Below are 21,980 nucleotides of genomic sequence, written 5' to 3' on the forward strand. Positions count from 1 at the left end.
TCCGCAGTAATCCATCAATCCATTTCTCTCCAAAATTGTTCCGGATCTTCTATTTCTACATTATCATATTTGCATACGATTTCTCTAAGCCCGATTGGGGCGTCCATATCAACTTCATACCATGGATTCAGATCTGGCGGACCAAAGCTAACCTTTACTTTCTTTTCCGATACATCAAATATCATACTTCTAAGCGTACCCATTCCACTGGAATAAAAATGGCAGCACGGACCATATGGATATGGAGTGGACATTAGCTTCCTCATCTTGTCGTCATTGATATTAGGCGCATCCCGCAATAACGAATTCCACACGGAAGAATAACGCATTTCGGAATGCCAAAAGTGAGGTTCATCGAACTCTTTCATTTCGTGACTCACATAATGATTTGTGGCGACCAATAAACCACCAAACGGTTTCCGCACAGACATTCTTTTTTTGTCTGATGAGAAGCTCGCCACCTCGAATACAGAAGCATGATTGGCAGCATCCGCTACCAGAAAATTTGCGTTCGTACATAACGGTATTTCTTCAAGCAGACACTGGGCTTCATAAACATCTTTACAACGGTCCAAAATGGCACGAATGGCAACCCAGAACTCGCATCCATCCCCAGCGAGAGGCTTCAAGTAGGCAGTACTGGACATGGAAACGACGAGTCCATATTCATTTATCCCATCCATCCTCCCCGCATTTTGCAGCGAAAAACCAATATGTTTTGGTTTTCCCGTTACGCGGGTGATGCATAAGCTTCTTTCATCTCTTACAAAATATTCATAGCTCCTTCCGACATAAAAATGTCCATCGCTCGTGTTTGAAGGAATCACTGCAAATTGACAGCAATGCTGGGAGTTGTGATAGGAGTTCGCATAGCATATCATTTTTTCCGGCTCTGTACCTACTTCATCAGCAAACCCTTGTACTTCATCCACAAAGCCGGGACTTATTTTGTCAATCAACATCATTCTCTTGTGAGCCGTTGCTGCTGATATATAATCCTGTCCTTCCATGGGGCTGATATAATAAGCGATATCCTCCGGGTAGTTCTCTTTTAAAGTAATGGCCCGCTGTTTACCCACCTCATAATGGCTTCCTTCAGCCACATGGATATCAAATATCATCGGTTCTTTGTTTTCGCTATTTCCCATATTCTCCAATCTCTCCCCTTACTGGTCAAGATGTCTTCTATATTCGTCGTCATCCTAACATATTAAAAAAATTAGGTCTATTGGATTATCGATATAGAAGAATACCTATTGGCCTCATCTTGTCAGGAGTGATTGGAGTGTTTTTCAAAATGATATTCCATCTCCCCAGCCATTGCGGCCGGTGTATCACCCGTCTTCCGAAAGTCATGGGCATACAGGAGTTGAAAATCTCCAAAATCCACTTGTTTATAGAACTCAAAGCAAGGAAAACCGTCATGGCTGCCCTTCACCTGCACGGCGCCATCCTTATACGCAGTAATCTGTAAAAAGTAGTCTACCGTCGGCGCATCCAGACGAAGCGGATTGCTTGCGCTCGCTCGCATGGTTAACGATACCGTATCCCCGTTCCATACTTCGTCTACAACGCGAATACCGTCTGTAGACGCTTTTCCTTGTTTGAATTCGACGGAACCGTCCGGCGCTGTTAATTTGAGCACGGTGACACCCGTATTGGCAAAAGATGTGATTCGTTGCTTCACGAAGTCGATGACGACTTCCTGCTCCACACGGCAGCGCCCGGTATTTACCGCGTGCGGAGTGAATTCCCTGGCATCCGCCTGATATTCGTAGATCATGCCTGTAGACGGATCTTGAATCGGGGGCAGATAGAGCATCCCACCGATAAACACACTGCCTCTAATTTTAATTAAATCTGCCATATTATAAACACCTCGCCTATTTAATTACCAAGCTCCTGTATCAACCGTTGAACTACAGAGAAAGCCAATTTCGGAGAATAATCATCCCGCATGATCCCGAATTGATGGAACAGATCCGGCTTCGAGCTATCCGCGTCACGCAGCCCGAATAGCTCGTAGTGTGTAATACGGAACTCCTCGCGTAATCGATAGACTGTGCGAATTAGAGTTTCAAGAACAACGGCCTGTTGGTCATAAGTTCTTTCCGTCCGGGTAAAAGGGTTCTCCCCCGTAGGCCACCCGTTCTCGGTAACTCGGATCGGTACGGAGTCGGGGATGCCTGCGGCAGCCAGGTTCTTTCTCAAGTTATGGAGTATCCGTTCAACCGAAGCCGTAATTTCGGTTAATTCGAGCGGCTCCTCAAATACGTCCACATAAAAATTATGACCGACAAAATCGACGGAGTTTACAAAAGTATTATCCTTGAGCTCAGCAAATCCTTCCCAGAAATGCGGCACCGATGCGGGACTCTCAGGAACGGACCCGAACCCGATTTTTATCGGATAGCCGCATTTACGGGCTTGCTGCTTTGCTGCGATGACCCCTTGAACTAAAGCTTGGCGCGTGTAAGACTTCGAGCCTTCCATAAACAATAAATTCGGTTCATTTGTAATTTGGAGGGACGACAGATAGGGGCCGTATTTTCTGACGATTTCGCGAATGAATCCAAGCCATTTGTCAATCACAATGTCTGCCGTCTGAATCCATCCGATGACCAGATCCCCTAACAAGCCGGAATGAAAAAGCCGATCGGCAAAAGAGAACAAGCCAGCCTCGGCATCGGACCTTGTATAAACGAGGTAAGCTCTTGGAGTTAACGTCTTCGAATCTCCCCGAAGCTGATGAAGTGCTTCTGTGATCTTGCCGTAGTCGTCTTCGGGGCCGATAGCCAAGCCAGTCGGCGTACCGGCTACGCCGAGCGGGTAAATCCCGAAGGTTAAACCTACTGAAGTCATTTCGTTCACCACTGTTCCTTTTCAACAATGTATTTATTCATATGGAAAGTTTCTCCTTATGATTCCGTTTTCCTGCCTATTCGCTTAACGAACCTGTCAATTAAAACGAGTTTTCCTCCATCCCGCCCACTCGTGCTTCTCTCCAATGTTCAGTCGTATGCCTACGGACGAGAAGCGGTCCGTCGTTCTTTCCAAAAAAAGAAAACTCTTCAACCTTGGCCGAAGAGCTTTCCCGTGTGGCAAATGACCGGCGCGCGAAGAATCGCGTTACGCCCCCGAATGAAGAATAACTTTGACCGCCGTGGAACTGGAAGTCAGCGCCCGTTTCTGCAGATCGCACCCTAGAGCACGGAAAGCTTCTTGATATTCCGTTAAAGGAAAACGGTGCGTGATCAGCTTGCCCACCGGAACGACCTTTCGTTCAATCATGTAATGTGCGGTGGCGAACGTGCCGAGCGAATCGATGGAGCCGATAATTTTCAGGCTGCGGTCTACAATTTCCTTCGGATTGAAGGTCGATTCGCCGTCCCGCAGACCGACCAGCATCAAATATCCCCCGTGGGCCAATGCGGATATGGCCTGCGTGGCCATGATACCGGTCGTGTCGACAATGATGTCGACCTGCCGATTGTCCGGGGACATCGCCGTCAAAGCGTCCTCCATCGAAGGGTAGACGTTCCAGCGCTCGGGCGCGATTGATGTGGCGATCTGCAGCCGGTGCTCCGATATTTCGACGATGCTTCCGCTCACGCCTTTGGACGCCAAAGCATAGCTGTACAGCATGCCGATCGGGCCGGCGCCGAGGATAACCGCGCGGAAATTGGGCAGCAGCCGCATTTGATCGATGCCCGTCAGCATGCAGCTTAACGGCTCGGTCATCGTCGCTTCCTCGTAGCTAACATGGTCGGCAAGCTTGTACAAGAAGCGGTCCTCCGTGACATAGTAGTCTGTGAACGTGCCGTCGCTGCTTACGCCGGTTTCCGTTTCGCCTTTGCGGACGCAGTGATTTTGCCTGCCTGTTCTGCACATCGCGCATTGTCCGCAATAATACGTCGGATCAATCACGACCCGGTCCCCGGGCCGAAGCGCGGTGACGTCTGGGCCGACCCGTACCACTTCGCCGGCGGATTCGTGACCGAGAATGGTCGAAGGCTTGGCGTGGTATTTTCCGCTAATAATGCCCAGATCGGTCCCGCAAATTCCGGTTGCCCGAATCCGGACGAGCACTTGATTATCTTTGAGTCGATCGGGGACGGGTCTTTCCTCCAAAACAACGTCCCAAGCGGATCGATAGACGAGAGAGAGCATGTTCCGGCCTCGCTTTCCTGATTTTTATCCAACCTTTTGCAAAACAGCGTCCAATCTTTCGACAATCTCCGCAATTTCGTCATCGGTGGCGACAAGCGCCGGTCTTACCTTCACGACATTGCCGTAACCGTATCGGGAACCGCGAAGAATCAAGCGCTGATCGGAAAAAGCGGCATCGATAATGGCATTGGCTTTTCGCACGTCGGGGGCGCCGTCTTCGTCGACGATTTCAATGCCCCACATTAAACCGACACCGCGCACGTCGCCGATGCTTTTATGCTTGGAGGGCAGCTCGTTCAACAAGCTTCCCAGAATTTCGCCTTTCAGCTTCACATCATCCAGAAATTCCGGCTGCGCCACGACATCCAGCGTAGATTGGGCGGCCGCCAGCGAGATCAGGTTGCTGCCGGAAGTAAAGGAATGCTCATGCTTTTCCAGTACGTTGAGCCGGGATTTCATCAGAACGGCGGCGACCGGGACACCGATTCCGCCCAACCCTTTGGCGAGCGTGATGATATCCGGTTGAATATCGAACAGCTCGCTGGCGAACATATAGCCGGTTCGGCCGATCCCCGTCTGCACTTCGTCGGCGATCAGCACCATGCCGTATTCGTCGCAGAGCTTGCGAAGCTGCTGAAAATAGCCCGGCGGAGGCACGATATTTCCCCCGTTGCCTAGAATCGGCTCCACGATCATGCAGGCGACGGAGCCGGAACTGCCGTATTGGATATGATCGGCGATCGCTTCTACGCACTGGAAGCCGCAGCCCGGATAAGACGATTTGTAATGACATCTGTAGCAGTATGGAGCGGGAACGTGAAGGTGGTTGGATGCCGTCGAATTCGGGAACCCTTTCCGCCGGAAGGCGTTGCCGGATATTCCGGTGGCGAATTGCGTCTGTCCGTGATGGGACAGGAACAGGCTGACGACATCGGTGGATTCCGTAGATTTTTGGGCGATTTTCACCGCGCACTCGTTGGCCGTGGAGCCGGTAATATCCCTCATCCAGCCCGTGTCGATTCCGGCTGGCGCCATATCCAGCAGACGGTCCAGCACCTCGCTGACGTAAGGCTCCGTAAAGGAAGATGACATATGGGATAACTGCCCGATCTGCTCCTGCACTTTTGCAACCACGACCGGATGATTGTAGCCAAGCGAAAGATTGAAGGTTCCGGAAACGCCGTCCAAATAGGCTTCGCCCGACTCGTTCACCAACGTAATTCCCTCTCCGTACTTAAACCTCGCTTGGGTTGCGATTGTCATCATTACTACCTCCCATAAGATGATGTGTTCAGCCTGTGTTTCCGGGTTCGCATTCTCCTATCGTTCTTGGATGTCATAGCAGCAGTGGAACTGGCATCACCCCCTCTCCGTTCTGCAGCACCTCATTCCATAAACCGGTTGCCGGCTTGCAACGAGGGGCTGCCTTGTGAGGCTTTCTTCCATTGGAAAGACAGCACGACGGACAAAAGCAGGATCAACGTAAAGCCCATGAGCAGCCACAAGGTCGATCCGGCGGACCAACGAGCCATGCTCCAGCCGATAAACCATTGCAGCACCGAGCCGCCTATCCCCCCGGAAGCGATGAGAATGCTCGTCGTTCTCTCCGTCATCCCGGGGATCAGAATATTTGCATGCACGAGCGCAATGGAGAACAAGCCCGACATGGCTAAACCGATGCCGAGGATGAGCGCCAGAACGCCGACAGGATGGGTCGTCATCGTCAGAGCTGTAATAAAAACGAGCGTCCCGATGGCGCTCCACAGCAAGAAAGGCACATAGCTCATCCTCTCCGCCACTTTGCCGGCAAACAAGCGTCCGACCACCATGGCGATCCAAAACGATGTAACCCCGAGCGATGCGGTAGAATTGCCAATTTGCATCGTCTCCACCAGGATCGAGGGCAAAAAATTCATAAGGCCCAGTTCCAGACCCATATACACAAAGAAGAAGACGACAAAGGCCGCAAGCGGCCTAAACTGTCCGCCGGTATAACGCTTCTTGACCGAGGCGCTGTTTGCCATGGCGGCATTCGGACTGCGCAGCCGTTCGGAGCTTCGGCCGGGCAAAGTCATCCACAGCGCCAGCAGCACGAAGGTAAAGGCCGAAGCCGTCAGAAAGGCATACGGCCACCATCCGGCTGCAATCAACAGGCTGATCGCAGCGGGCATCAACAAAGCCCCGACACCGAAATAAACGTCCAATTGGGTCATGGCAATGGCCTTGTTCTGTTCGGCGAATTCGATCGTAAACGCCCCGATGGTTGATTCGATGATTCCCGAACCGAACCCGACAAGCAACGTTAAGAGCATCATCCATAGCCAGCCGGGAAGAAAGCCCATGACGGCATAGGGAACGGCGATGCTGATCAGCGCAACGGAAAGCAGCCGGTGCTTGCCGATTCGGGCCGCCCACCCCGGCGAGGCAAGGACACCGACCAAAAATCCGGCGAATTGCAGAAAAAGCAGCGTCCCTCCATCGCCGTAACCGCGCTCGTAGTAGGGGAGCATTTCCGGGAGCAGCGGACCTGTCATAACGCTGGTGATACCGATCAGCAGGTAGAACAAGCAGCTTAATACAAAGAGACGCTTCATCGTGTCACCTTCCTTTGTGATCTGTTGACCGACCATCATGTTTCATGCTTACTGCAATTCTCCCCCGGTGATCTCGGAAAAATGCCGGATGACCCGATCCGCTCCCGATAAATCCTGATTCCCCGAATTGGGATTGTAAAATCCGATGCATTCCATGCCGGCCGACTTTGCGGCTCTTACCCCATTGCAGGAATCTTCAATAACGATGCATTCGCCCGCAGTCGCTTGGAGCAGGCTTGCCGCCTCGATGAAAATATCCGGCGACGGCTTGCCCTGCTTCACCTCTTCCCCGCTAACGATGACATCAAACATCGGCGTAAGCCGCAATCTTGCCAACACAGTTTCGATCAATTGACGCGGAGAAGACGATGCAACGGCCGTTTTTAACCCCCGATTCTTGATTTCACTCAACAATTCACGCAGTCCTTCCATGGCTTCGAACGGCTCTGCGGTGGAGAACTCGGCGATAAGTTGCTCTTTATGACCGGCGAGCAATTGCTCTTCAGAAAGGGTCAACGAATGCCGGGTGCGGATGAGCTTCCACATTTCCCTCATCGGTACGCCCACATACGCATGCTGCTCTTCTTCCGTTATGCGAAGCCCGAATTGGCGGAACAGCTTCTGTTCCACCAGAAAATGAATCGGCTCGCTGTCAATGAGGACACCGTCCATATCGAAAATGACTGCTTTAAGCTCCCTGTTTCGCATCATATCTCCGCCTCCAGTCAACATTTGGCCAAATACCGCTACTCTCACGTTTGTCTCCACTCCTCTTCCAGACTCTTCTTTTTTGAATAAGCATTATCTCTCCTCCCGGTTATACAACTAAGCTGTCCTTGTCATAAACAAACAAGCACAGCTGTTAAAAAAAGAACAACCCCGTTCCCTCTATCAGAGAAACGGGGTTGTTCTTAAAAACATAAAAGAAAATGTTCTAAGAAGCATAGCCCTTAAGTTTTTTAGTTCAAATTAGTATACAATCAATATATTATAGACTAAAGTATAGATCCCTATTTTTTCAAATTCAATATAAACCATAGTAATTTATGTAATTAAATGGGTATTTTATTGCAAATTAATACACACAAGATCATCATGCGACCATGCTCAACCCTATGCCTGACAAACAACAAAAGAAACCGCTCCTCGATGCATCGTACCATCGATTCGCGGTTATTTCCCGTTCGAATAAATTACTTTTCCATGATTCGCTTTAATGTCCGCAAGTCACTCTCGATCATCGCCGTGTCGTTCGCGAAGCTTTCCTCCGACACCCCGGACTGCCGGTACGCCGTGAAGACCACTTCGCAGCCGGAGCCGTTGGGGACGACCCGCATCGGATTCAGGATTGTTTGTCCGGTGGCAACGGTTACCCAATGATCCGCCACGCCGTAATCGTTATTGTCCACAAACTTGAGCGTGATCGGAGCGTCCGTCGTTTCGACGATCCATTCCTCGCCCGATCTCCGGATCGATTTCACAAAGGACGTTACCCATTCCGGAAAATTCACCGGGTTCGTCACATAAGCGTACACCTCTTCGGGCCGGCGCTCAATGGAAATGCTTAAGGTTTTGGAAGGCAGCACGGTCATGTATCGCGTTCTCCTTTCGGTTGGCGTCTAAGCTTAAACAAGCTATACCTGTATTATAAATCATCGGGCAGCCAAAAGATTGAATAATTCGGACATCTGCCAAAATCAAGTGCGCTTGCGCCAAGACCAAGCAACGTCGAGCAGGGAAGAGACGGCAATTCCCGCGCTGTACCGCACGAGGTCCGCTGTCAAAAAGCCTTTTCCCAATACCAACGACCCAAGGGTTGTGTCCCGGATCTGATTGATCCAATCAGCCTGATACAGCTGGCTGAACTCGATCGCAAAGCAAAACGCGAGGCTGCACCACAACGCGAATGAGATCTTCTTATGCGCAAAGCAGGCGCGAAAGCCGAAGTAGATCATGCAGGCCCACAAGGCATCGCCAAAATGCTCTGCCACAAACGCAGGCAGCCGGTCAGCGAACGCTCTGGTCCCTAACCCCAAAGCCATGGCGGCGAAAACGGCCGCGATATAGGCGACCCTGGCTCTCCATCGCCGCGCGGTGCTGTCGTTAAATATGCTCATAAGTTTCGTCCGGCCAGCACTCCAAGACGGCCGATCTGTCTCCGTACACTTTGTCCAAATGATTTTCTCCCCACAGACAGAAGCTGTCCAGCACCGTTTTCAAGCTCAAGCCGTATTCGGTAAGCTCATACTCCACTTTAGGCGGAATTTCATAGTAAACGGTTCGGTGGACGATGCCATCCTTTTCGAGCTCGCGAAGCTGCTGCGTCAGCACTTTTTGGGTGATGGCGGGAATTAATTTCCTCAGCTCGTTCGTTCGCTTTTTGCCGGTCGTCAAATGGTACAAAATGATACTTTTCCACTTTCCCCCGATAACCTCCAGCGTGACCTCCACACCAATGCGATATTTCTTCAAGGTAACACTCCCCCGACTTCCCAAGGTTATATGATTCAGTATAAAAAAGATACCACAGAACCCGGAAGTATCTACTGCACTTTGAAGTGCGTACTTCACACAATATTTGATATCACCCATAATAGCATCTGTAACCGGCCATTGACTACCGCGTCGAACAGTGATCCATAGAAGCCGCCGGGAATATGACACAAAGGAAGGTCGTTAACCTATGAAAGCTCTTGTCACCGTCACTCATCCCCGCAAAAATTCTCTTACGTACGCCGTGATGAACCGTTTTGTCGAAGGCCTGAAGCAGAACAACCACGAAGTGGATCTGCTGGATTTGGACCGCGACGGATTCAATCCTTTGTATACGGCCGAAGATGAGAGAGATTGGATCAATCCCGACAAAATCTACTCTCCCGAGGTTCGCAAGGAAATGGACCGGATTGCGGCGGCGGACACACTCGTGTTCGTGTTCCCGTTATGGCAGTACAACGTGCCTTCGATGCTTAAAGGGTACTTGGACAAAGTATGGAACATGGGGCTGTTCGGGAAAATGGGTAAGAAGAAAGTGCTGTGGATTTGCCTGACCGGCGGGGATCAGGAGCATATGTCAAAATACAACCGCGAGGGAACGTTGAAGCATTATCTCAATGTATTGGTGTCCGGCTACGCCCGAGTGCAGGAATCCAGGGTTGAGCTATTATACGACACCCTGTCGGAATCGAAGGAGCATATTGCGAGTCTGCTGGAACGCGCTTATCAGTTGGGACGCGAATACGAATAGTAAGAAAACCTTGCCCCATCAGGCAAGGTTCTTATGGAAAAAGGATAACACAGTCTGCCACGCTTCGCGGGCCGCAGCAGCCGCTGCTTTGGCCGGGACTCCATGCTCAGCGGTCACCGGCAGATTCGGAATGTCAATGAGATGGCCCGCCTCCGGAAAATGCTCGTGACGCACTTCCCAGCGGTATCCGCGTTTCTTCAGCCTTTGCAGCACTCCCTCTGCCATTTCGGCGGCCGGCCATGTCTCATCATGCGCACCCGTAATCAGCAGCGCCGGTGCGCGCATCGCTTCCACCGGAATTCGGGCCGCCTCCAGCTCCTCATCCTTGGAAGTCTGCAGCGCCTGCTCATGGAGCTTCCGCAACTGAGCAAGCTCGGCCGGAGTCCAGCTCTTCGGCCCGCCGGGGTACGGAAGATACGGAAGCGGCCGGCCTTCGTACGTCCAGGAGGATCGGCGGCCGGCAGGCGCCATGCTAATGCCTTCAAATACATGAGACGCGGTCGAATAGCCGACGACGGCCCGGATAGCCTGCGGGTACAGGGAAGCGTAGAGCAGCGCGAGCTCGCTTCCTTTGGAAAGGCCCATGACTCCGGTTCTGGCGGCGTCGATCCCCGGCTGCGCCTGCAGCCAGCGCATTGCGCGGTCTACCACCTCAAGCGGTACCTCCGCAAGCTGGTTCGGCAGACCCAAGCGGCCCTGCCAGTCGAAGTAGGCCAGCGCCAACGCCGCAAAGCCGTGTGCGCTCAGAAGAGCAGCCATCTGCTCGGACCACAGCAAGCCCCCGGCCGATCCTCCCAGCACCAGCACGGCAGGAAGCGGTCGTCCGCGATTCGAAGCCTCGGGGCAAAAATATTTGCCCGCGAACGGCTTCGTAATTTCCGATATCCGGACATCGCCGGATACAAAATGAAGGTCGACGATACGTTCGCCAAGCAAGACGCCGTCGGTGGACAACCGGAAGGTGACCGCGTGCGGCGCACTGCTGCTTTTCATAAAGTAACCGGGGGCGGAACCGTCCGGGCGCATTGACCAAAGCAAGCCGTTCGCATCGATCCCGTCGTACGTGCCCTCTTCGGGTGCCGTCCCCGCCGTATCTACCGTCCCCTGATCATCTGCCCGATACATGCCGAAGGAACGCCACACTTGCCCCAGATCGTCTTGCGCAGTTGCTTCCAACGTTATTTTTTGCCCCGGGGTTAACTGCCGAATCGCCATCTCCAAAGCTCCGTCGATCCTGTTCTGCGCCTGCCCGATGCTCCATACCGGCTCCATCATGACTCCTCCAAGTCCTGTTTAATTTGCTTCAATAACTGAAGGTCCAGCTCCATATGGGCGATGCCGTTGGCGAACACCTGCCGCACAAGCCGGGGATTGCCGGACAGCTCCGCTTTACCCGGCTCGCCCTTGTTCCAAAGCGCAATTTTGTGCTCAAGCCCTGCGATCTGCTGCTCGAGGCAGCGGATCACTTCCTTCTTCGGCAGCCGGTCCATCATGAACAGAGCCGCATAGAAGGCCGAGGGGAATTCGGTGGACGGGACGCTCATCACTTCCGCGATTAAGCCCTGTAACAGCTCGCTGCCTTGTGGCGTGATTTCGTACACCGCTCTCGTCTTATTGCCGCTTCTCTCCGTATCCCGGATTTGCACGCAGCCTTCCTTGGCCAGCTGCCGCAGCGCATGATAAATCGACCCCGGCAGCACGTTCGACCATAGGTCGACCCGTTCCTTTTCCAGCTGCTGTATCAGGTCGTAGCCGTGCATCGATTGTTTCGCCAGCATGCCCAACACGATTAAGCGGATCACCGCAGACACCTCAATTTTTATTCAAATTTGAATAAATAAATTTAACTAAAAAATAGCATGTACCGCGAAAAAACGCAAGCAAGCAAACTCTCTTGAAATGATGATTGTGCAACATCGCACTCTTATTGTATAATCATAACGCACGAACATATGTCATAACATACATATGTTTTACTATAACATACATAAGAGGTGCGAACGATGCTTATCCTTCCTTTCCTGTCGTACATCATTGCGACGAGTTTCACGCCCGGCCCCAATAACATCATGGCGATGTCCAATGCGAATCAACACGGGCTAAGAAAAACATTTCGGTTTATTTTTGGCGTCACCGTCGGATTTTTTGCCATTATGCTGTTGTCCAGCTTTTTCAATCTGGTTTTATACAACTACATCCCGCGGATTAAATTCGTGATGAACCTGTTGGGGAGTCTGTATATGGCTTACCTCGCCTTCAAAATTATGAAAACTAGTAAAACGGAAAATAAAGAACAAGCTAACGACACGTTAAACTCGTTCTTTACGGGATTTATTTTGCAATTTGTTAACCCGAAGGGAATTCTGTACGGGATTACGGCCATCTCCACCTTCGTCATTCCGTTCTACAAGTCCGGTCTAAGCTTGCTGCTCTTTTCCGTGCTGCTTGCGTTTGTCGGATTCTTGTCCACGTTCATGTGGGCGGTATTCGGTTCGTTATTTCAAAAGTTTTTGTCCAACTACGAGCGGCCCTTTCATATCGCCATGGGGTTGTTACTGCTGTACAGTGCAATTTCGATCTTCTTATAGGCTGCGCGATCGAGCATTCGGGGCGACTCCGGCGGCTATCGCCAAGCCGATTCAACGATGATGATCAAAAACGAAAAAGTTAAATAGTACAGAGAAAACTTGAAGCTGGCTTTCGCCCAACCCCGGTCATCTTTCGTAAATAAGCCGCTCAGACATTGCAAAAACCAAATGCCGAGCAGCGCGGTAGAGGTCAGCAAATAAGCGGCACCGACGCAGTCGTGAGCATACAGCAAATAAGTAACCGGAAATAAAGCTGCGACATAGGGCAGCATTTGCCATTTCGTACGGCGGGCGCCTTTTACGACGGGCAGCAGCGGATAGCCCGCCGCCCGGTACTCGTCCTTCTTCAAGATCCCAAGCGCCCAGAAATGCGGCGGCTGCCATAAAAACAGGACAAGAAATAACAGCCATGCCCCCAGATTCAATTCATTGGAATAGCTGCAGTAGCCGATCATGGGCGGCATCGCCCCGGAAATTCCACCGATGGAGGTGCTCCATGTCGACGTTGGCTTCAGCCATGCCGTATAGATCACGACGTAAACAAAGATACCGACGAAGCCCAGCGCCACGCTTAGCGGATTCACGAATACGTACAGCGTGACGAAGCCTATCAAGCCTGCTGCGGTTGCAGCCGCCGCAACGATCCGAGGGTTCAGCCGTCCGCCAGGCAGCGGCCGGTTTCTTGTCCGCTCCATGTGGACATCCCGAAACCGGTCCAGGACATTATTCGCCATCGATGCGGCCGCTAGGATCAGCGCCGTCCCAACCATCATGAATGCCAGGACAGACAAATCGAACTCCCAGCGCGAAGCAAGACAATACCCGGCAAATGCGCAAAACAGGTTGGAGGTCATAATCCTCGGCTTTATCACAGAAACCCAATCTTTCATAGCGGTCGCCAATCCCCGTTGCGCCTCCTTTTCAAGGATATCATGCATGGCCGGTCAGTCTTTCCGTCGTATCCGTCGCGATCCCGTCCAGGCGCTTCGCAAATGTCTTCCTCCAGTTGACGGATAGTTCTTCCACCTCCAGTATCTTCTTGATGCCTTCGACATGATCCTTGTCACGGTGCATGATCCGGTTGGCGTAGGACACGGTAATTCCTTTCGGATGGGAGAAAATGCGAGTCAGTCCGTCACACCGGGACACGACCCCTTCTTTCAGCACGCGGAAATAAAAGCCGGTGTATCCCGTCTCCTGAAGCTTCAGCGGCATGTCGGGCAATCCGTACCGTACAGACAGCTTGTAACAAGGCTGACGCGGTTGACTGATTTGAACGATCGCTTCGCCAAGTTGAAACACATCGCCGATGCAAACGTCCTCCTCCAGCAGACCTCGGACTGTCAGATTTTCCCCGAATCCGCCGTATGCCAACGTTCTCTGCAATTCCTTCTCCCAGAACGGATAATGCTCGTAGGGATAGACGCATACCGCCTTCTCCCGGCCTCCGTGATGAACAAGATCAGCCTGTCCGTCCCCCTCGAAATTCACCCACGATAAAAACAGCTCCCCGTCAACCGGTGTCTTGAAGATGCCGGTCGAGACGTCTTTGCTGTTAAACTGCACCTCTTTCGGCTTGCCCGTATTGATCGAAAGGATTTCCACAGGCTTCATTTGAACCACCCCGACTTTCACCTTGCTGCATGATTCGAGTATAATCCCGCCCGTTCCATCTATCAATTCAATTGTTATTATAAAAACCATAGATATAACCTATGGTTTTAGAAAAGGAGTGATGGCTCCGGCGTAGGTCACCGTCAATCTATGCATGGCCCGGGAGCAAGCGATATAGAGCAAGCTTTTATCCAGCTCCGTCCGGTATGTCGATGCGTCAGCGAACGGCACAATGACTTGATCGAACTCCAAGCCTTTGGCTAGATGCACATAGGTAACTACGATGCCTTCGTGGAACTGCTCGCTGTTGAAATCCAGCAAATGAATTTTATGCCCTCTATCCTTCAGCTTCGCGTATACTTCTTCAGCTTGGGCATGCGTCTTGCAGATGATCCCGAGCGAATGAAGTCCGGTCGCCAGGAAATCGCTGGTCAGCCTCCTGACTGCGTCCATTTCATCCCTTGGACTGTGACACGGTAGGATGAGCGGCTCCTCGCCATGCCGTTCGATCGGAATCAGCTTGCTGTTAGGCTTTAACCTCTGGGCAAACGTTGTAATTTCAACGGTCGAACGGTAGCTTTTTAGCAGCTCGACCGTATCCGCCTCGGGGAATACTTTCTTAATCTCGGCTAGCGAAGAAGAAGAATATGGATTCACGGATTGGCTGCTGTCGCCCAGAATCGTTTTCTTGCATTTGAATAATTTCGATAAGACCGCGTATTGGATCGGCGTATAATCCTGCATCTCATCCACCAGCAGATGCTTGACGAAATCGAACGGCGCCGCCCCCTCAAAATAAATCTTCAAATAAAGGAGCGGAAACACATCCGAATATTCCAGCTTCTTGCCCTGCTTTAGCTTGAACAGGTCAGGCTTGCCCAAATATCGATAAAATTCCTTGTACAAGGAGAGGACGTCTTGGCATTTGAACATTTTTTTGACGGCCGTCTTGATCTTTTTGGATGCCGATGCGGGGACTCGATTTCCGTCTACGTCTTTGCAGTTGGCCATAACCTGGGCTGCGGTCTTCTCCAATCTCGATTTGACGGGCAATCTTCCGGAAGCCAGATAACTGCTGAACAATGCCTCTTTGGAAATCGTCACCTTATCGATGGCAATCTCCTCAGGCGAGAAGTAATGCTCATCCGCATATTGGATAAAAGCATCTATCTGACCGATAAATTCGGCGGAAGCTTTATACTTGATCCGTTCGATCACGCTATCGTCCGTTTCATCGTCAGGATCACCCAGCAGCTCCGACACCTGCTCGTAAAACGTCTGAAACTTGCCGATTCCCGACAGCCCCTTGGCCGCCAGCTCCTCCAGGCTCACTTCCATGATCTTTTCTTCGCCCAGCTCGGGCAGCACGTTCGAGATATAATCGGAGAACACTTTGTTGGGAGAAATGATCAGGACGTTCCTGGAGTTTAACGTTTCCTTGTACCGATACAGCAAAAAGGCGACTCTGTGCAAAGCGACCGACGTTTTTCCCGAACCGGCGACGCCCTGAATGATCAGCTCGTGAGCCGCTTCATTCCGGATGATGGCGTTCTGTTCTTTTTGGATCGTCGCTACGATATTTTTCATTCGCTCGTTCGAAGGGCCGCTGAGCTCTTTTTGGAGGACATCGTCATGGATCGTCATCGAGCTTTCGATCATGTATTCCATTGCGCCTTGATTGATTTTGTACTGCCGCTTTAAGCCGATCTCGCCATGCACCTCTCCGACGGGCGCCGAATAGAACGCTTGACCGACCTCAAAATCATAAAACATGCTGGCTACAGGGGAGCGCCAATCGTAGATTAAATTATCGTGGCCGTTTTCCTCGGTGAAGGAATGTACCCCGATATAGAACGAATCCGGTTTCGTTTGTTGTCCTTCCTTGAAGTCCACCCTCCCAAAGTAGGGCGATTGCAGCAATTTCTGAACCCGCCTGCGCTTGGCGATCGTCTTCTCCCCCAAATCGATCGCGAGCGATACGTCCACCCGGTTCGCCGCCCGCTCCGCCGGGTCCAATGCAGCCGCATTGTCCCACAGGTATTTCTTGGCTTCAATGACCGCTTCGTAAGTGTACGATACTTTATCGTCCATCTCCTTGAGGGCTTGATGAAGCTTGGCAACAATGACTTCCAGATATCGTCTTTCTTCCGCTTCCGTACCGTTAAACATCCGTGCAGCCTCCTTTTGAGTCGTTAGCCTAAGCAGAGCTTGAGCTTGCGAGCTGCCCTGCAAAAGCGGTATATAGAATATAAAAGATCGCGCAAAAAAAGAATAGACTTTTTCTTTCCGATGAGTTATTCTGATGATAGAGTACGCCCCACGGACCATTTACTAAAAATTTCCATTTTTCAATGAATTATAATAAATAAACCGCCCTCCAAGGCGGTTTTTTCGCATCGAAATTCAAGACTCTATTTTTTCGTTACTTCCTGTGTTGTTGAATCATAAATGATGATTCCTTCATTCGAATCGTCCAGTTCCCCGACTAATCTTCCTTCATTACTCCATACCGCAGATTTGCCTACACTTTCAAAATTATCACAATGCCCAATACAATTGGCCATCAGAACCGTCATGGAATACTTGCTTGCCATATGCGGATAATGACTCCATGCTTTGTTTATCTCGTTTTGAGACTTGGCTACACTCGCAATATAAACTTCGGCCCCCAGCTTGCTGGCATGATCGGCATGGTCAATCTGTAAGGACTCATAACAAATTGCAGGAGCAATCTTTACGTTATCCATTGTCAAAATCATTTGTTCATGGCCGCAAACGAAATACGGGAATTCATCCGAATGTAATTTTTGTTTGGAATATGTTTGTCTTGGTTTGTTTGGTTGAAAGATAATCATGCTGATTCGAATTCCGGAATCGGATTTCGTCGGCACACCAATCCCAATGGTGATACGATGTTTGTCGCTTATGCTCTGGAAATCATCGAATCTTCCATCGTTCTCGCTGGTCGCTAAATCCTTCGCAAGACTAGGTTCATAGCCTGTTACAGAAAGCTCCGGGAAAAATAGGGCGTCCGCATGATAAGAAATTGCAGTCGCTATCATGTTTTTGTGTTTCTCGAGATTTTCCACAATATTTCCCTTTTCGGGTCTCATTTGAGCCGCAGCTATTCTCATGATTATACCTCCGCTTCCTTGTGCAATACATAAATTAGATTTATTTTAACGCCAAATGTATACTTTTTACGAATGAAACTTTCTTATGTAGAAAAGGAGAACGTGAAAATGACACCATTTGCAAAAACACCACAGCCGCCTTATTACGCCGTGATCTTTTCAAGTCAGCGTTCGGAAGGGGATCGCGGGTATGTGAACATGGCAGAAAAAATGGTATCTCTGGCATCTAACCAGCCAGGCTTTTTGGGAGTAGAAAGTGTTCGGGATGATGATGGTTTCGGGATAACTGTTTCATACTGGGAATCCTTGGACGCCATTCGAAATTGGAAAGCAAACGAAGCGCATTTGGGGGCGCAGGAAAAGGGGAAAACGATCTGGTACGACAATTATATAACCAGAATCTGTCGAGTTGAAAGAGAATACAGCCTGAAAGAAGTATGATTGAAACGCTACGCAAGACGGTTTAGGAGGGGGCGGCTAGTCCCCCGTCCCTCACATCATCGTACTTACAGGTCCGCATAACGCGAAATGTCCACTCTATACTCAGGAAGGATTCCGCTGCAGTAGAATAAAGCCGCTAATGCTTGATGTAGATCTGCTTACAACGATGAAGAATCGATTTCTAGTTAAACATCTTAGGGCATTGACAAGTAAGCGTCCGGGGACCAATAGCGCGGTACAAGGTCGGGCGCTGCCGATCACGCGTGATGTGATAATCCTACGCGGGGAGCCTGGGATAAGCGCATTTCGCGACCAACTGATCAGTACGAGGTCCGGTTGACGCACAGCCTTTGCTTTAGCCAATACAATCACCTCTTTTCTTTTAGAGTCTCTATAGCTAATGCAAAGCATCCTTAATGCGTACTGGTCGATAACCGGACAAATTTCAAAAACAATTAAAAATCCGCAAAGGGGAAGTTGGAGCTAAGCGCAAGGAAACGGGCGCTGGGACCACGAAATATCGGCGTCTGGGCAAAAAAATCCCACGCCACTGTTAAAGTGCGGCGCGGGATCTGTATGCTTTTATCTCAAGCTCTTCTAGCGGAACTCTCCTACGGCTATCGCTTCGATCTCAATCAAGAAATGATCATTCACCAGTTTACTTACTTCAACGGCCGAACTGGCAGGCGGATTTGTCGTATTCACATACCTGTCCCGAATGTCCCTCACGATCTGGATCTGGGAGATGTCCGTTAAAAAGAAGGTCAATTTGACAACATCATTGAAGCTTACGCCGGAAGCCTCCAACGCAGCTTTGATGTTCTCGAATACTTGCCCGGTTTGTGCCGCCAGGTCTCCCGGACCGACCAATTCTCCTTTGTGGTTCACGGCCACCTGCCCGGAAACATAAATTGTTCTTCCGTTCCGTACTTCCACAACCTGCGTATAACCATTTGCAGGCGGCATCGTTTGCGGATTCCTGAAAATGATTTGCTTATCGTTTTGCATAATATTCATAGCTTCAGCTCCCTACGAAAGATTCGATGACCGGATAGGAGATGATATTTCGATCCCGGTACGTCGCTTCAACCGCAGCATCCCGCTCACCGACGATTCCGTTTTGCAGGATGACCGTCTTAAAGCCTCTCTCCCTCGCCCCGTTGTACGTGAACAGCACGCAGTGCTCTGCCGCAAATCCCGACACGATCACAAGACCGATTTCGTTCTCCAATAAAAGCTGTTCCAGGTCCGTTTTCCAAAAAGCATTGGAGAATACTTTGGTAACTCTCTTCTCCTGCTCTTCCGCTTTAATCTCGGGGATGATATCGAATAGCTCCTTATTCGACTCCTGCCGTCCCTCAATGTCTTGAATATGGACAATGAGATGCCCCTTTGACCGCAGCAGGTCTGCCGTATAATTGATGTATTCGCACGCCTTTTCGATGCTCGATTGTTCTTTATCCTTCAGAAAGACGGTTTGCATATCGACGATTAATAAGGCTATTTTCATAGTTTTTCGACTCCTTTGTTTATGAAATTCCTCACTTTTGCTTGATCGGGATCAGGAGGGCATCAGCTTCAGCTTATTGAAGGATACAGCCTCTAGCCAGCAATGACCCGGGTATTGCCGGGAGAGCCGGGTATTCGTCATCGTCCTCAGAAGGAGAAAACAGCGAATCTTGCTGGCCCGAAGTCGAATGCGACACGCCGATTTCGATCATATCTTGCAAAGAAAGAGAACCCTTTTCCGAAGCGTCCGTCGGGTTCACCTTCTTTGGTGCCTCGTATCGAACCCCTTGACCAACTAAATCCTCGTAGAAACCCCACCATTTTTCAGCCCATGATTTCCAATTTTCTCTCGTTGGATTCTCTCCAATATCACGAAGTTCAAAGACGGGAGCATATTTTTCTTGATCGGAATTCCCTGCACGTACATCGCCTTTTCCTGAAAAAACCCCCATTCCCTTAAGCTTCGGATTATTCTGTTCCGTCAAAAGATCGTTTTTCGGAAGCTTATGCAGCCAATTTGCACGCTTTAGCTTAATCTCGTACGGTTCTTCTCCTCCTTCCCCGAACGTTTGCGGCAGCAGCGGGCCGTCCCAGATGTCGGCCCATGTCTCTTGTTCTTTCCCTTTCTTCTCTGCACTGGTTACATGGTTGCCCAGCGCTCCTTCCAGAAACCAAGAGATCCACTCCGGTTTCATATGGCCCGTATTGTCTCGTATAGCGTTGAGTTCATGATCGGGGAGAAGTTCGAACATTAGATGAAAGGGTGTTTTGGCAAGCACTGGGAACAGCGCCTTAGGAAATTGGCGTTTCAGATTTTTTCGATTTTCCATCGGCACGAAGCTGCTTCGCAGGTAATAAGCGATCATGGTGGAAAGGCCCGTAAGCTGAGGACTCATCTTTTTTACATGGTTAAGTCCGAGCTTTTTATGTCTTTTCTCAAACGTTTTTTCCATCGTTTTCAATCTATCCCTTAGCTTTACGACAGGGCCTGCATAGTTGGAAGTCTTCAGGTTCTCTTGTTTGTTTGCCAACATATCGAACATGGTTGCGATCTTTCCTAGCGGAACGCTCATCGTGACTTGGACATGAGGCGAGAATTTCCCGGTCTTTGGATTGATATTGGCCGAGTTCACCTGTTTATATGGCTCTACCTCGCCTGAATTACCGGCTTTGCCTAGCACGTTCTCCAAAACAATAGGCTCATTTTCGTTTACACGATGGCTTTCCAATTGCCGAGCCAGCTCGTCCATGCTTTGGACGGCACCAAGAAAAGCCTCTTTGTCCGGATGAGCATCGGATACAAACTCAAGGTTCGAGCTTCTTCCTGTAGGCATCAAATATTCATCCGCTGACAACGTGAAGCCGTTCTCGTCATCGCGAACCAGCGGCGCATACTTCTCGAACGCTATACCTTCCCGAGTTGTCGTTTCCCAATTCGAATCCTCTAATTCAACCCCAATAGCTCGCTGAATGACGGTGCCTTGTCGCGGTATTTTCGAAAAGCCGGAAATCAGGTACCGTTGAAGAGCCTGATTCCCTACGGTCTTCGACATGTTGAAAAACCAATCCGGGCCAGCCGCTCGGGGGCTCGTCATGCAACGTTTCGATGACGCAGCTATGGAGGCAGGAACCCTCTGTAGTATTTTGCTCTCTCTCATGAACGCCCCCCTATATATTCCTATTTAAATACTATATTATACTTTTTACTCTTAGCCACAAAAAGAGCCGTCTGCTTCAGTTGGATTAAAGTATGGTATACTGGGAAAGAAATTATGATCCAAATACCTCTAAGGAACGTGATGCGTTTTGTTTATAGAAGAAGAATATTACGACGAGCACTTTGTGGAGGCTCAATACTCGCAGCAGGAAGTAACCTCGGTCCGGTTCTACGATTGCACATTTACCAAATGCGATTTCAGTGAGACGGTCTTTAAAGACTGCAAATTTTCGGGATGTACCTTTGAAAACTGTAATTTAAGTTTAATTCAAGTGCTCGACTGCGATTTCTCCCAGGTTTCTTTCACCCATTCCAAATTGATCGGCATCAATTGGGCCGAGATGGCTCCGCCCCGAAAAGTCGGGTCCGGTCTGCTGCGGTTCGAAGAATGTACCCTAAGTCATTCCACTTTCATCGGATTGACGCTGCCGAAGAGCGTAATCACAAAATGCACGGCAAAGAACGTAGATTTCAGGGAATCCGACCTTACGGAAGCGGACATGAGCTATACGGATTTCTCCGAAAGTCTGTTTGACCGGACGAACTTGACGGCCGCGGACTTCTCTTTTGCAACCAACTACATGATTGACCCGGGGCTCAATCCAATCCGGAAAGCCAAATTTACGCTGCCCGAGGCGATATCTTTACTCTATTGCATGGATATCCAATTGATTGACGGGGACTAAGCGTATCCTTTGTTAAAACGACCACCTATGGTCTTCAAGCAAGCAATCATCGCATAGCAAACTTCACTGCGCTTCCTTTTCAACCTAAAATAATACTTCTAATTGTTTGTACTCTTTAAGCGGAGATCGGTTGACGAATAATTTCGGGTTTCTTTCTTTGGTATGAAAAGCGTTTAGAATATGCAACTCGTAGTACCATTCTCCCGTATCCGTGGCAATATGTCGTCCGTTATACAGTATTCTTCCGTATTCGCCAGGCGACAGCTCGAATACTTTCTCGGCT

23 protein-coding genes are annotated in these 21,980 nt (G+C 50.1%); 4 read left to right on the forward strand and 19 right to left on the reverse strand.

Annotated elements, in window-relative coordinates; translation table 11 throughout:
- Positions 1-14: 14 nt before the first annotated feature.
- From PEL01S_RS21400 to PEL01S_RS21445, 10 genes are all read right to left on the reverse strand, one after another.
- Positions 15-1,148 carry a C45 family autoproteolytic acyltransferase/hydrolase gene (locus tag PEL01S_RS21400; protein ID WP_127461757.1) on the reverse strand — a complete coding sequence of 378 codons (1,134 nt, stop codon included), beginning with the start codon at positions 1,146-1,148 and terminating at the stop codon, positions 15-17.
- Positions 1,149-1,270: 122 nt separating this feature from the next.
- Positions 1,271-1,867, reverse strand: coding sequence for a DUF3238 domain-containing protein (locus PEL01S_RS21405; protein WP_127461758.1), 597 nt, complete (start codon positions 1,865-1,867; stop codon positions 1,271-1,273).
- Between the two features lie 20 nt (positions 1,868-1,887).
- Positions 1,888-2,862, reverse strand: coding sequence for a hypothetical protein (locus PEL01S_RS35335; protein WP_164824303.1), 975 nt, complete (start codon positions 2,860-2,862; stop codon positions 1,888-1,890).
- 267 nt (positions 2,863-3,129) lie between these two features.
- On the reverse strand, positions 3,130-4,170 hold the full coding sequence (locus tag PEL01S_RS21415; protein ID WP_108531864.1) for a zinc-dependent alcohol dehydrogenase: 1,041 nt from the start codon (positions 4,168-4,170) through the stop codon (positions 3,130-3,132).
- 24 nt (positions 4,171-4,194) lie between these two features.
- Positions 4,195-5,433, reverse strand: a complete 1,239-nt coding sequence (locus PEL01S_RS21420) for an aspartate aminotransferase family protein (protein WP_127461759.1) — start codon at positions 5,431-5,433, stop codon at positions 4,195-4,197.
- Positions 5,434-5,555: 122 nt separating this feature from the next.
- Entirely contained in the window at positions 5,556-6,764 is a 1,209-nt protein-coding gene (locus PEL01S_RS21425) for an MFS transporter (RefSeq protein ID WP_127461760.1), read from the reverse strand.
- A 48-nt stretch (positions 6,765-6,812) separates the two neighbouring features.
- A complete protein-coding gene (locus tag PEL01S_RS21430; protein ID WP_204343484.1) occupies positions 6,813-7,475 on the reverse strand; it encodes an HAD family hydrolase in 663 nt (220 codons plus the stop codon).
- Positions 7,476-7,957: 482 nt separating this feature from the next.
- Positions 7,958-8,356 carry an SRPBCC family protein gene (locus PEL01S_RS21435; protein ID WP_127461761.1) on the reverse strand — a complete coding sequence of 133 codons (399 nt, stop codon included), beginning with the start codon at positions 8,354-8,356 and terminating at the stop codon, positions 7,958-7,960.
- Between the two features lie 105 nt (positions 8,357-8,461).
- Entirely contained in the window at positions 8,462-8,881 is a 420-nt protein-coding gene (locus PEL01S_RS21440; protein ID WP_127461762.1) for a ribosomal maturation YjgA family protein, read from the reverse strand.
- Positions 8,868-9,236, reverse strand: a complete 369-nt coding sequence (locus PEL01S_RS21445) for a winged helix-turn-helix transcriptional regulator (RefSeq protein WP_063186043.1) — start codon at positions 9,234-9,236, stop codon at positions 8,868-8,870. The genes PEL01S_RS21440 and PEL01S_RS21445 overlap by 14 nt, the downstream gene beginning before the upstream one ends.
- A gap of 211 nt (positions 9,237-9,447) precedes the next feature.
- Between PEL01S_RS21445 and PEL01S_RS21450 the strand changes: the two genes are divergently transcribed.
- Positions 9,448-10,008 (forward strand): NAD(P)H oxidoreductase, encoded by a 561-nt coding sequence (locus PEL01S_RS21450; protein WP_127461764.1) that lies wholly within the window; start codon positions 9,448-9,450, stop codon positions 10,006-10,008.
- 18 nt (positions 10,009-10,026) lie between these two features.
- On the opposite strand, the gene PEL01S_RS21455 is transcribed toward PEL01S_RS21450, so the two are convergent.
- Both PEL01S_RS21455 and PEL01S_RS21460 read right to left on the reverse strand, forming a co-directional pair.
- The gene (locus PEL01S_RS21455; RefSeq protein WP_163767761.1) at positions 10,027-11,280 is read right to left on the reverse strand and encodes an alpha/beta fold hydrolase; all 1,254 of its coding nucleotides are present in this window, start codon (positions 11,278-11,280) and stop codon (positions 10,027-10,029) included.
- Positions 11,280-11,810 (reverse strand): PadR family transcriptional regulator, encoded by a 531-nt coding sequence (locus PEL01S_RS21460; RefSeq protein WP_127461766.1) that lies wholly within the window; start codon positions 11,808-11,810, stop codon positions 11,280-11,282. Before PEL01S_RS21460 ends, PEL01S_RS21455 begins: the two co-directional genes overlap by 1 nt.
- Before the next feature lie 201 nt (positions 11,811-12,011).
- On the opposite strand from PEL01S_RS21460, the gene PEL01S_RS21465 reads away from it, so the two are divergent.
- The gene (locus PEL01S_RS21465) at positions 12,012-12,596 is read left to right on the forward strand and encodes a LysE family transporter (RefSeq protein ID WP_127461767.1); all 585 of its coding nucleotides are present in this window, start codon (positions 12,012-12,014) and stop codon (positions 12,594-12,596) included.
- A 35-nt stretch (positions 12,597-12,631) separates the two neighbouring features.
- Here PEL01S_RS21465 and cyoE read toward each other — a convergent pair whose 3' ends face one another.
- The 4 genes from cyoE to PEL01S_RS21485 form a co-directional block, all read right to left on the reverse strand.
- The gene (gene cyoE, locus PEL01S_RS21470) at positions 12,632-13,498 is read right to left on the reverse strand and encodes a heme o synthase (protein ID WP_127461768.1); all 867 of its coding nucleotides are present in this window, start codon (positions 13,496-13,498) and stop codon (positions 12,632-12,634) included.
- A 28-nt stretch (positions 13,499-13,526) separates the two neighbouring features.
- Entirely contained in the window at positions 13,527-14,210 is a 684-nt protein-coding gene (locus PEL01S_RS21475; RefSeq protein WP_127461769.1) for an MOSC domain-containing protein, read from the reverse strand.
- Positions 14,211-14,309: 99 nt separating this feature from the next.
- A complete protein-coding gene (locus PEL01S_RS21480) occupies positions 14,310-16,379 on the reverse strand; it encodes a HelD family protein (protein ID WP_127461770.1) in 2,070 nt (689 codons plus the stop codon).
- A 242-nt stretch (positions 16,380-16,621) separates the two neighbouring features.
- The gene (locus tag PEL01S_RS21485; RefSeq protein ID WP_127461771.1) at positions 16,622-17,344 is read right to left on the reverse strand and encodes a carbon-nitrogen hydrolase family protein; all 723 of its coding nucleotides are present in this window, start codon (positions 17,342-17,344) and stop codon (positions 16,622-16,624) included.
- A gap of 108 nt (positions 17,345-17,452) precedes the next feature.
- On the opposite strand from PEL01S_RS21485, the gene PEL01S_RS21490 reads away from it, so the two are divergent.
- Positions 17,453-17,785, forward strand: a complete 333-nt coding sequence (locus PEL01S_RS21490; RefSeq protein WP_127461772.1) for an antibiotic biosynthesis monooxygenase family protein — start codon at positions 17,453-17,455, stop codon at positions 17,783-17,785.
- 597 nt (positions 17,786-18,382) lie between these two features.
- Here PEL01S_RS21490 and PEL01S_RS21500 read toward each other — a convergent pair.
- The 3 genes from PEL01S_RS21500 to PEL01S_RS21510 form a co-directional block, all read right to left on the reverse strand.
- Positions 18,383-18,793 carry a RidA family protein gene (locus tag PEL01S_RS21500; protein WP_127461804.1) on the reverse strand — a complete coding sequence of 137 codons (411 nt, stop codon included), beginning with the start codon at positions 18,791-18,793 and terminating at the stop codon, positions 18,383-18,385.
- A 13-nt stretch (positions 18,794-18,806) separates the two neighbouring features.
- Positions 18,807-19,295, reverse strand: a complete 489-nt coding sequence (locus tag PEL01S_RS21505) for a cysteine hydrolase family protein (protein ID WP_127461773.1) — start codon at positions 19,293-19,295, stop codon at positions 18,807-18,809.
- A 73-nt stretch (positions 19,296-19,368) separates the two neighbouring features.
- On the reverse strand, positions 19,369-20,952 hold the full coding sequence (locus tag PEL01S_RS21510) for a hypothetical protein (RefSeq protein WP_127461774.1): 1,584 nt from the start codon (positions 20,950-20,952) through the stop codon (positions 19,369-19,371).
- Between the two features lie 148 nt (positions 20,953-21,100).
- On the opposite strand from PEL01S_RS21510, the gene PEL01S_RS21515 reads away from it, so the two are divergent.
- Positions 21,101-21,697, forward strand: a complete 597-nt coding sequence (locus tag PEL01S_RS21515; RefSeq protein WP_063186066.1) for a pentapeptide repeat-containing protein — start codon at positions 21,101-21,103, stop codon at positions 21,695-21,697.
- Positions 21,698-21,980 lie beyond the last annotated feature (283 nt).

The organism is Paenibacillus elgii NBRC 100335 (assembly GCF_004000865.1).
In the GTDB taxonomy this organism is placed as follows: domain Bacteria; phylum Bacillota; class Bacilli; order Paenibacillales; family NBRC-103111; genus Paenibacillus_G; species Paenibacillus_G elgii.

Excerpts from the sequence above, each read along its gene's own strand:
- PEL01S_RS21455 (WP_163767761.1), bottom strand. The coding sequence starts at position 11,280 with ATGGAGCCGGTATGGAGCATCGGGCAGGCGCAGAACAGGATCGACGGA.
- PEL01S_RS21440 (WP_127461762.1), bottom strand. The coding sequence starts at position 8,881 with ATGAGCATATTTAACGACAGCACCGCGCGGCGATGGAGAGCCAGGGTC.
- PEL01S_RS21400 (WP_127461757.1), bottom strand. The coding sequence starts at position 1,148 with ATGGGAAATAGCGAAAACAAAGAACCGATGATATTTGATATCCATGTG.
- PEL01S_RS21450 (WP_127461764.1), top strand. The coding sequence starts at position 9,448 with ATGAAAGCTCTTGTCACCGTCACTCATCCCCGCAAAAATTCTCTTACG.
- PEL01S_RS21405 (WP_127461758.1), bottom strand. The coding sequence starts at position 1,867 with ATGGCAGATTTAATTAAAATTAGAGGCAGTGTGTTTATCGGTGGGATG.
- PEL01S_RS21435 (WP_127461761.1), bottom strand. The coding sequence starts at position 8,356 with ATGACCGTGCTGCCTTCCAAAACCTTAAGCATTTCCATTGAGCGCCGG.
- PEL01S_RS21490 (WP_127461772.1), top strand. The coding sequence starts at position 17,453 with ATGACACCATTTGCAAAAACACCACAGCCGCCTTATTACGCCGTGATC.
- PEL01S_RS21500 (WP_127461804.1), bottom strand. The coding sequence starts at position 18,793 with ATGCAAAACGATAAGCAAATCATTTTCAGGAATCCGCAAACGATGCCG.
- PEL01S_RS21480 (WP_127461770.1), bottom strand. The coding sequence starts at position 16,379 with ATGTTTAACGGTACGGAAGCGGAAGAAAGACGATATCTGGAAGTCATT.
- PEL01S_RS21465 (WP_127461767.1), top strand. The coding sequence starts at position 12,012 with ATGCTTATCCTTCCTTTCCTGTCGTACATCATTGCGACGAGTTTCACG.
- PEL01S_RS21475 (WP_127461769.1), bottom strand. The coding sequence starts at position 14,210 with ATGAAGCCTGTGGAAATCCTTTCGATCAATACGGGCAAGCCGAAAGAG.
- PEL01S_RS21430 (WP_204343484.1), bottom strand. The coding sequence starts at position 7,475 with ATGATGCGAAACAGGGAGCTTAAAGCAGTCATTTTCGATATGGACGGT.
- PEL01S_RS21425 (WP_127461760.1), bottom strand. The coding sequence starts at position 6,764 with ATGAAGCGTCTCTTTGTATTAAGCTGCTTGTTCTACCTGCTGATCGGT.
- PEL01S_RS21485 (WP_127461771.1), bottom strand. The coding sequence starts at position 17,344 with ATGAGAATAGCTGCGGCTCAAATGAGACCCGAAAAGGGAAATATTGTG.
- PEL01S_RS35335 (WP_164824303.1), bottom strand. The coding sequence starts at position 2,862 with ATGACTTCAGTAGGTTTAACCTTCGGGATTTACCCGCTCGGCGTAGCC.
- PEL01S_RS21505 (WP_127461773.1), bottom strand. The coding sequence starts at position 19,295 with ATGAAAATAGCCTTATTAATCGTCGATATGCAAACCGTCTTTCTGAAG.
- PEL01S_RS21415 (WP_108531864.1), bottom strand. The coding sequence starts at position 4,170 with ATGCTCTCTCTCGTCTATCGATCCGCTTGGGACGTTGTTTTGGAGGAA.
- PEL01S_RS21510 (WP_127461774.1), bottom strand. The coding sequence starts at position 20,952 with ATGAGAGAGAGCAAAATACTACAGAGGGTTCCTGCCTCCATAGCTGCG.
- PEL01S_RS21420 (WP_127461759.1), bottom strand. The coding sequence starts at position 5,433 with ATGACAATCGCAACCCAAGCGAGGTTTAAGTACGGAGAGGGAATTACG.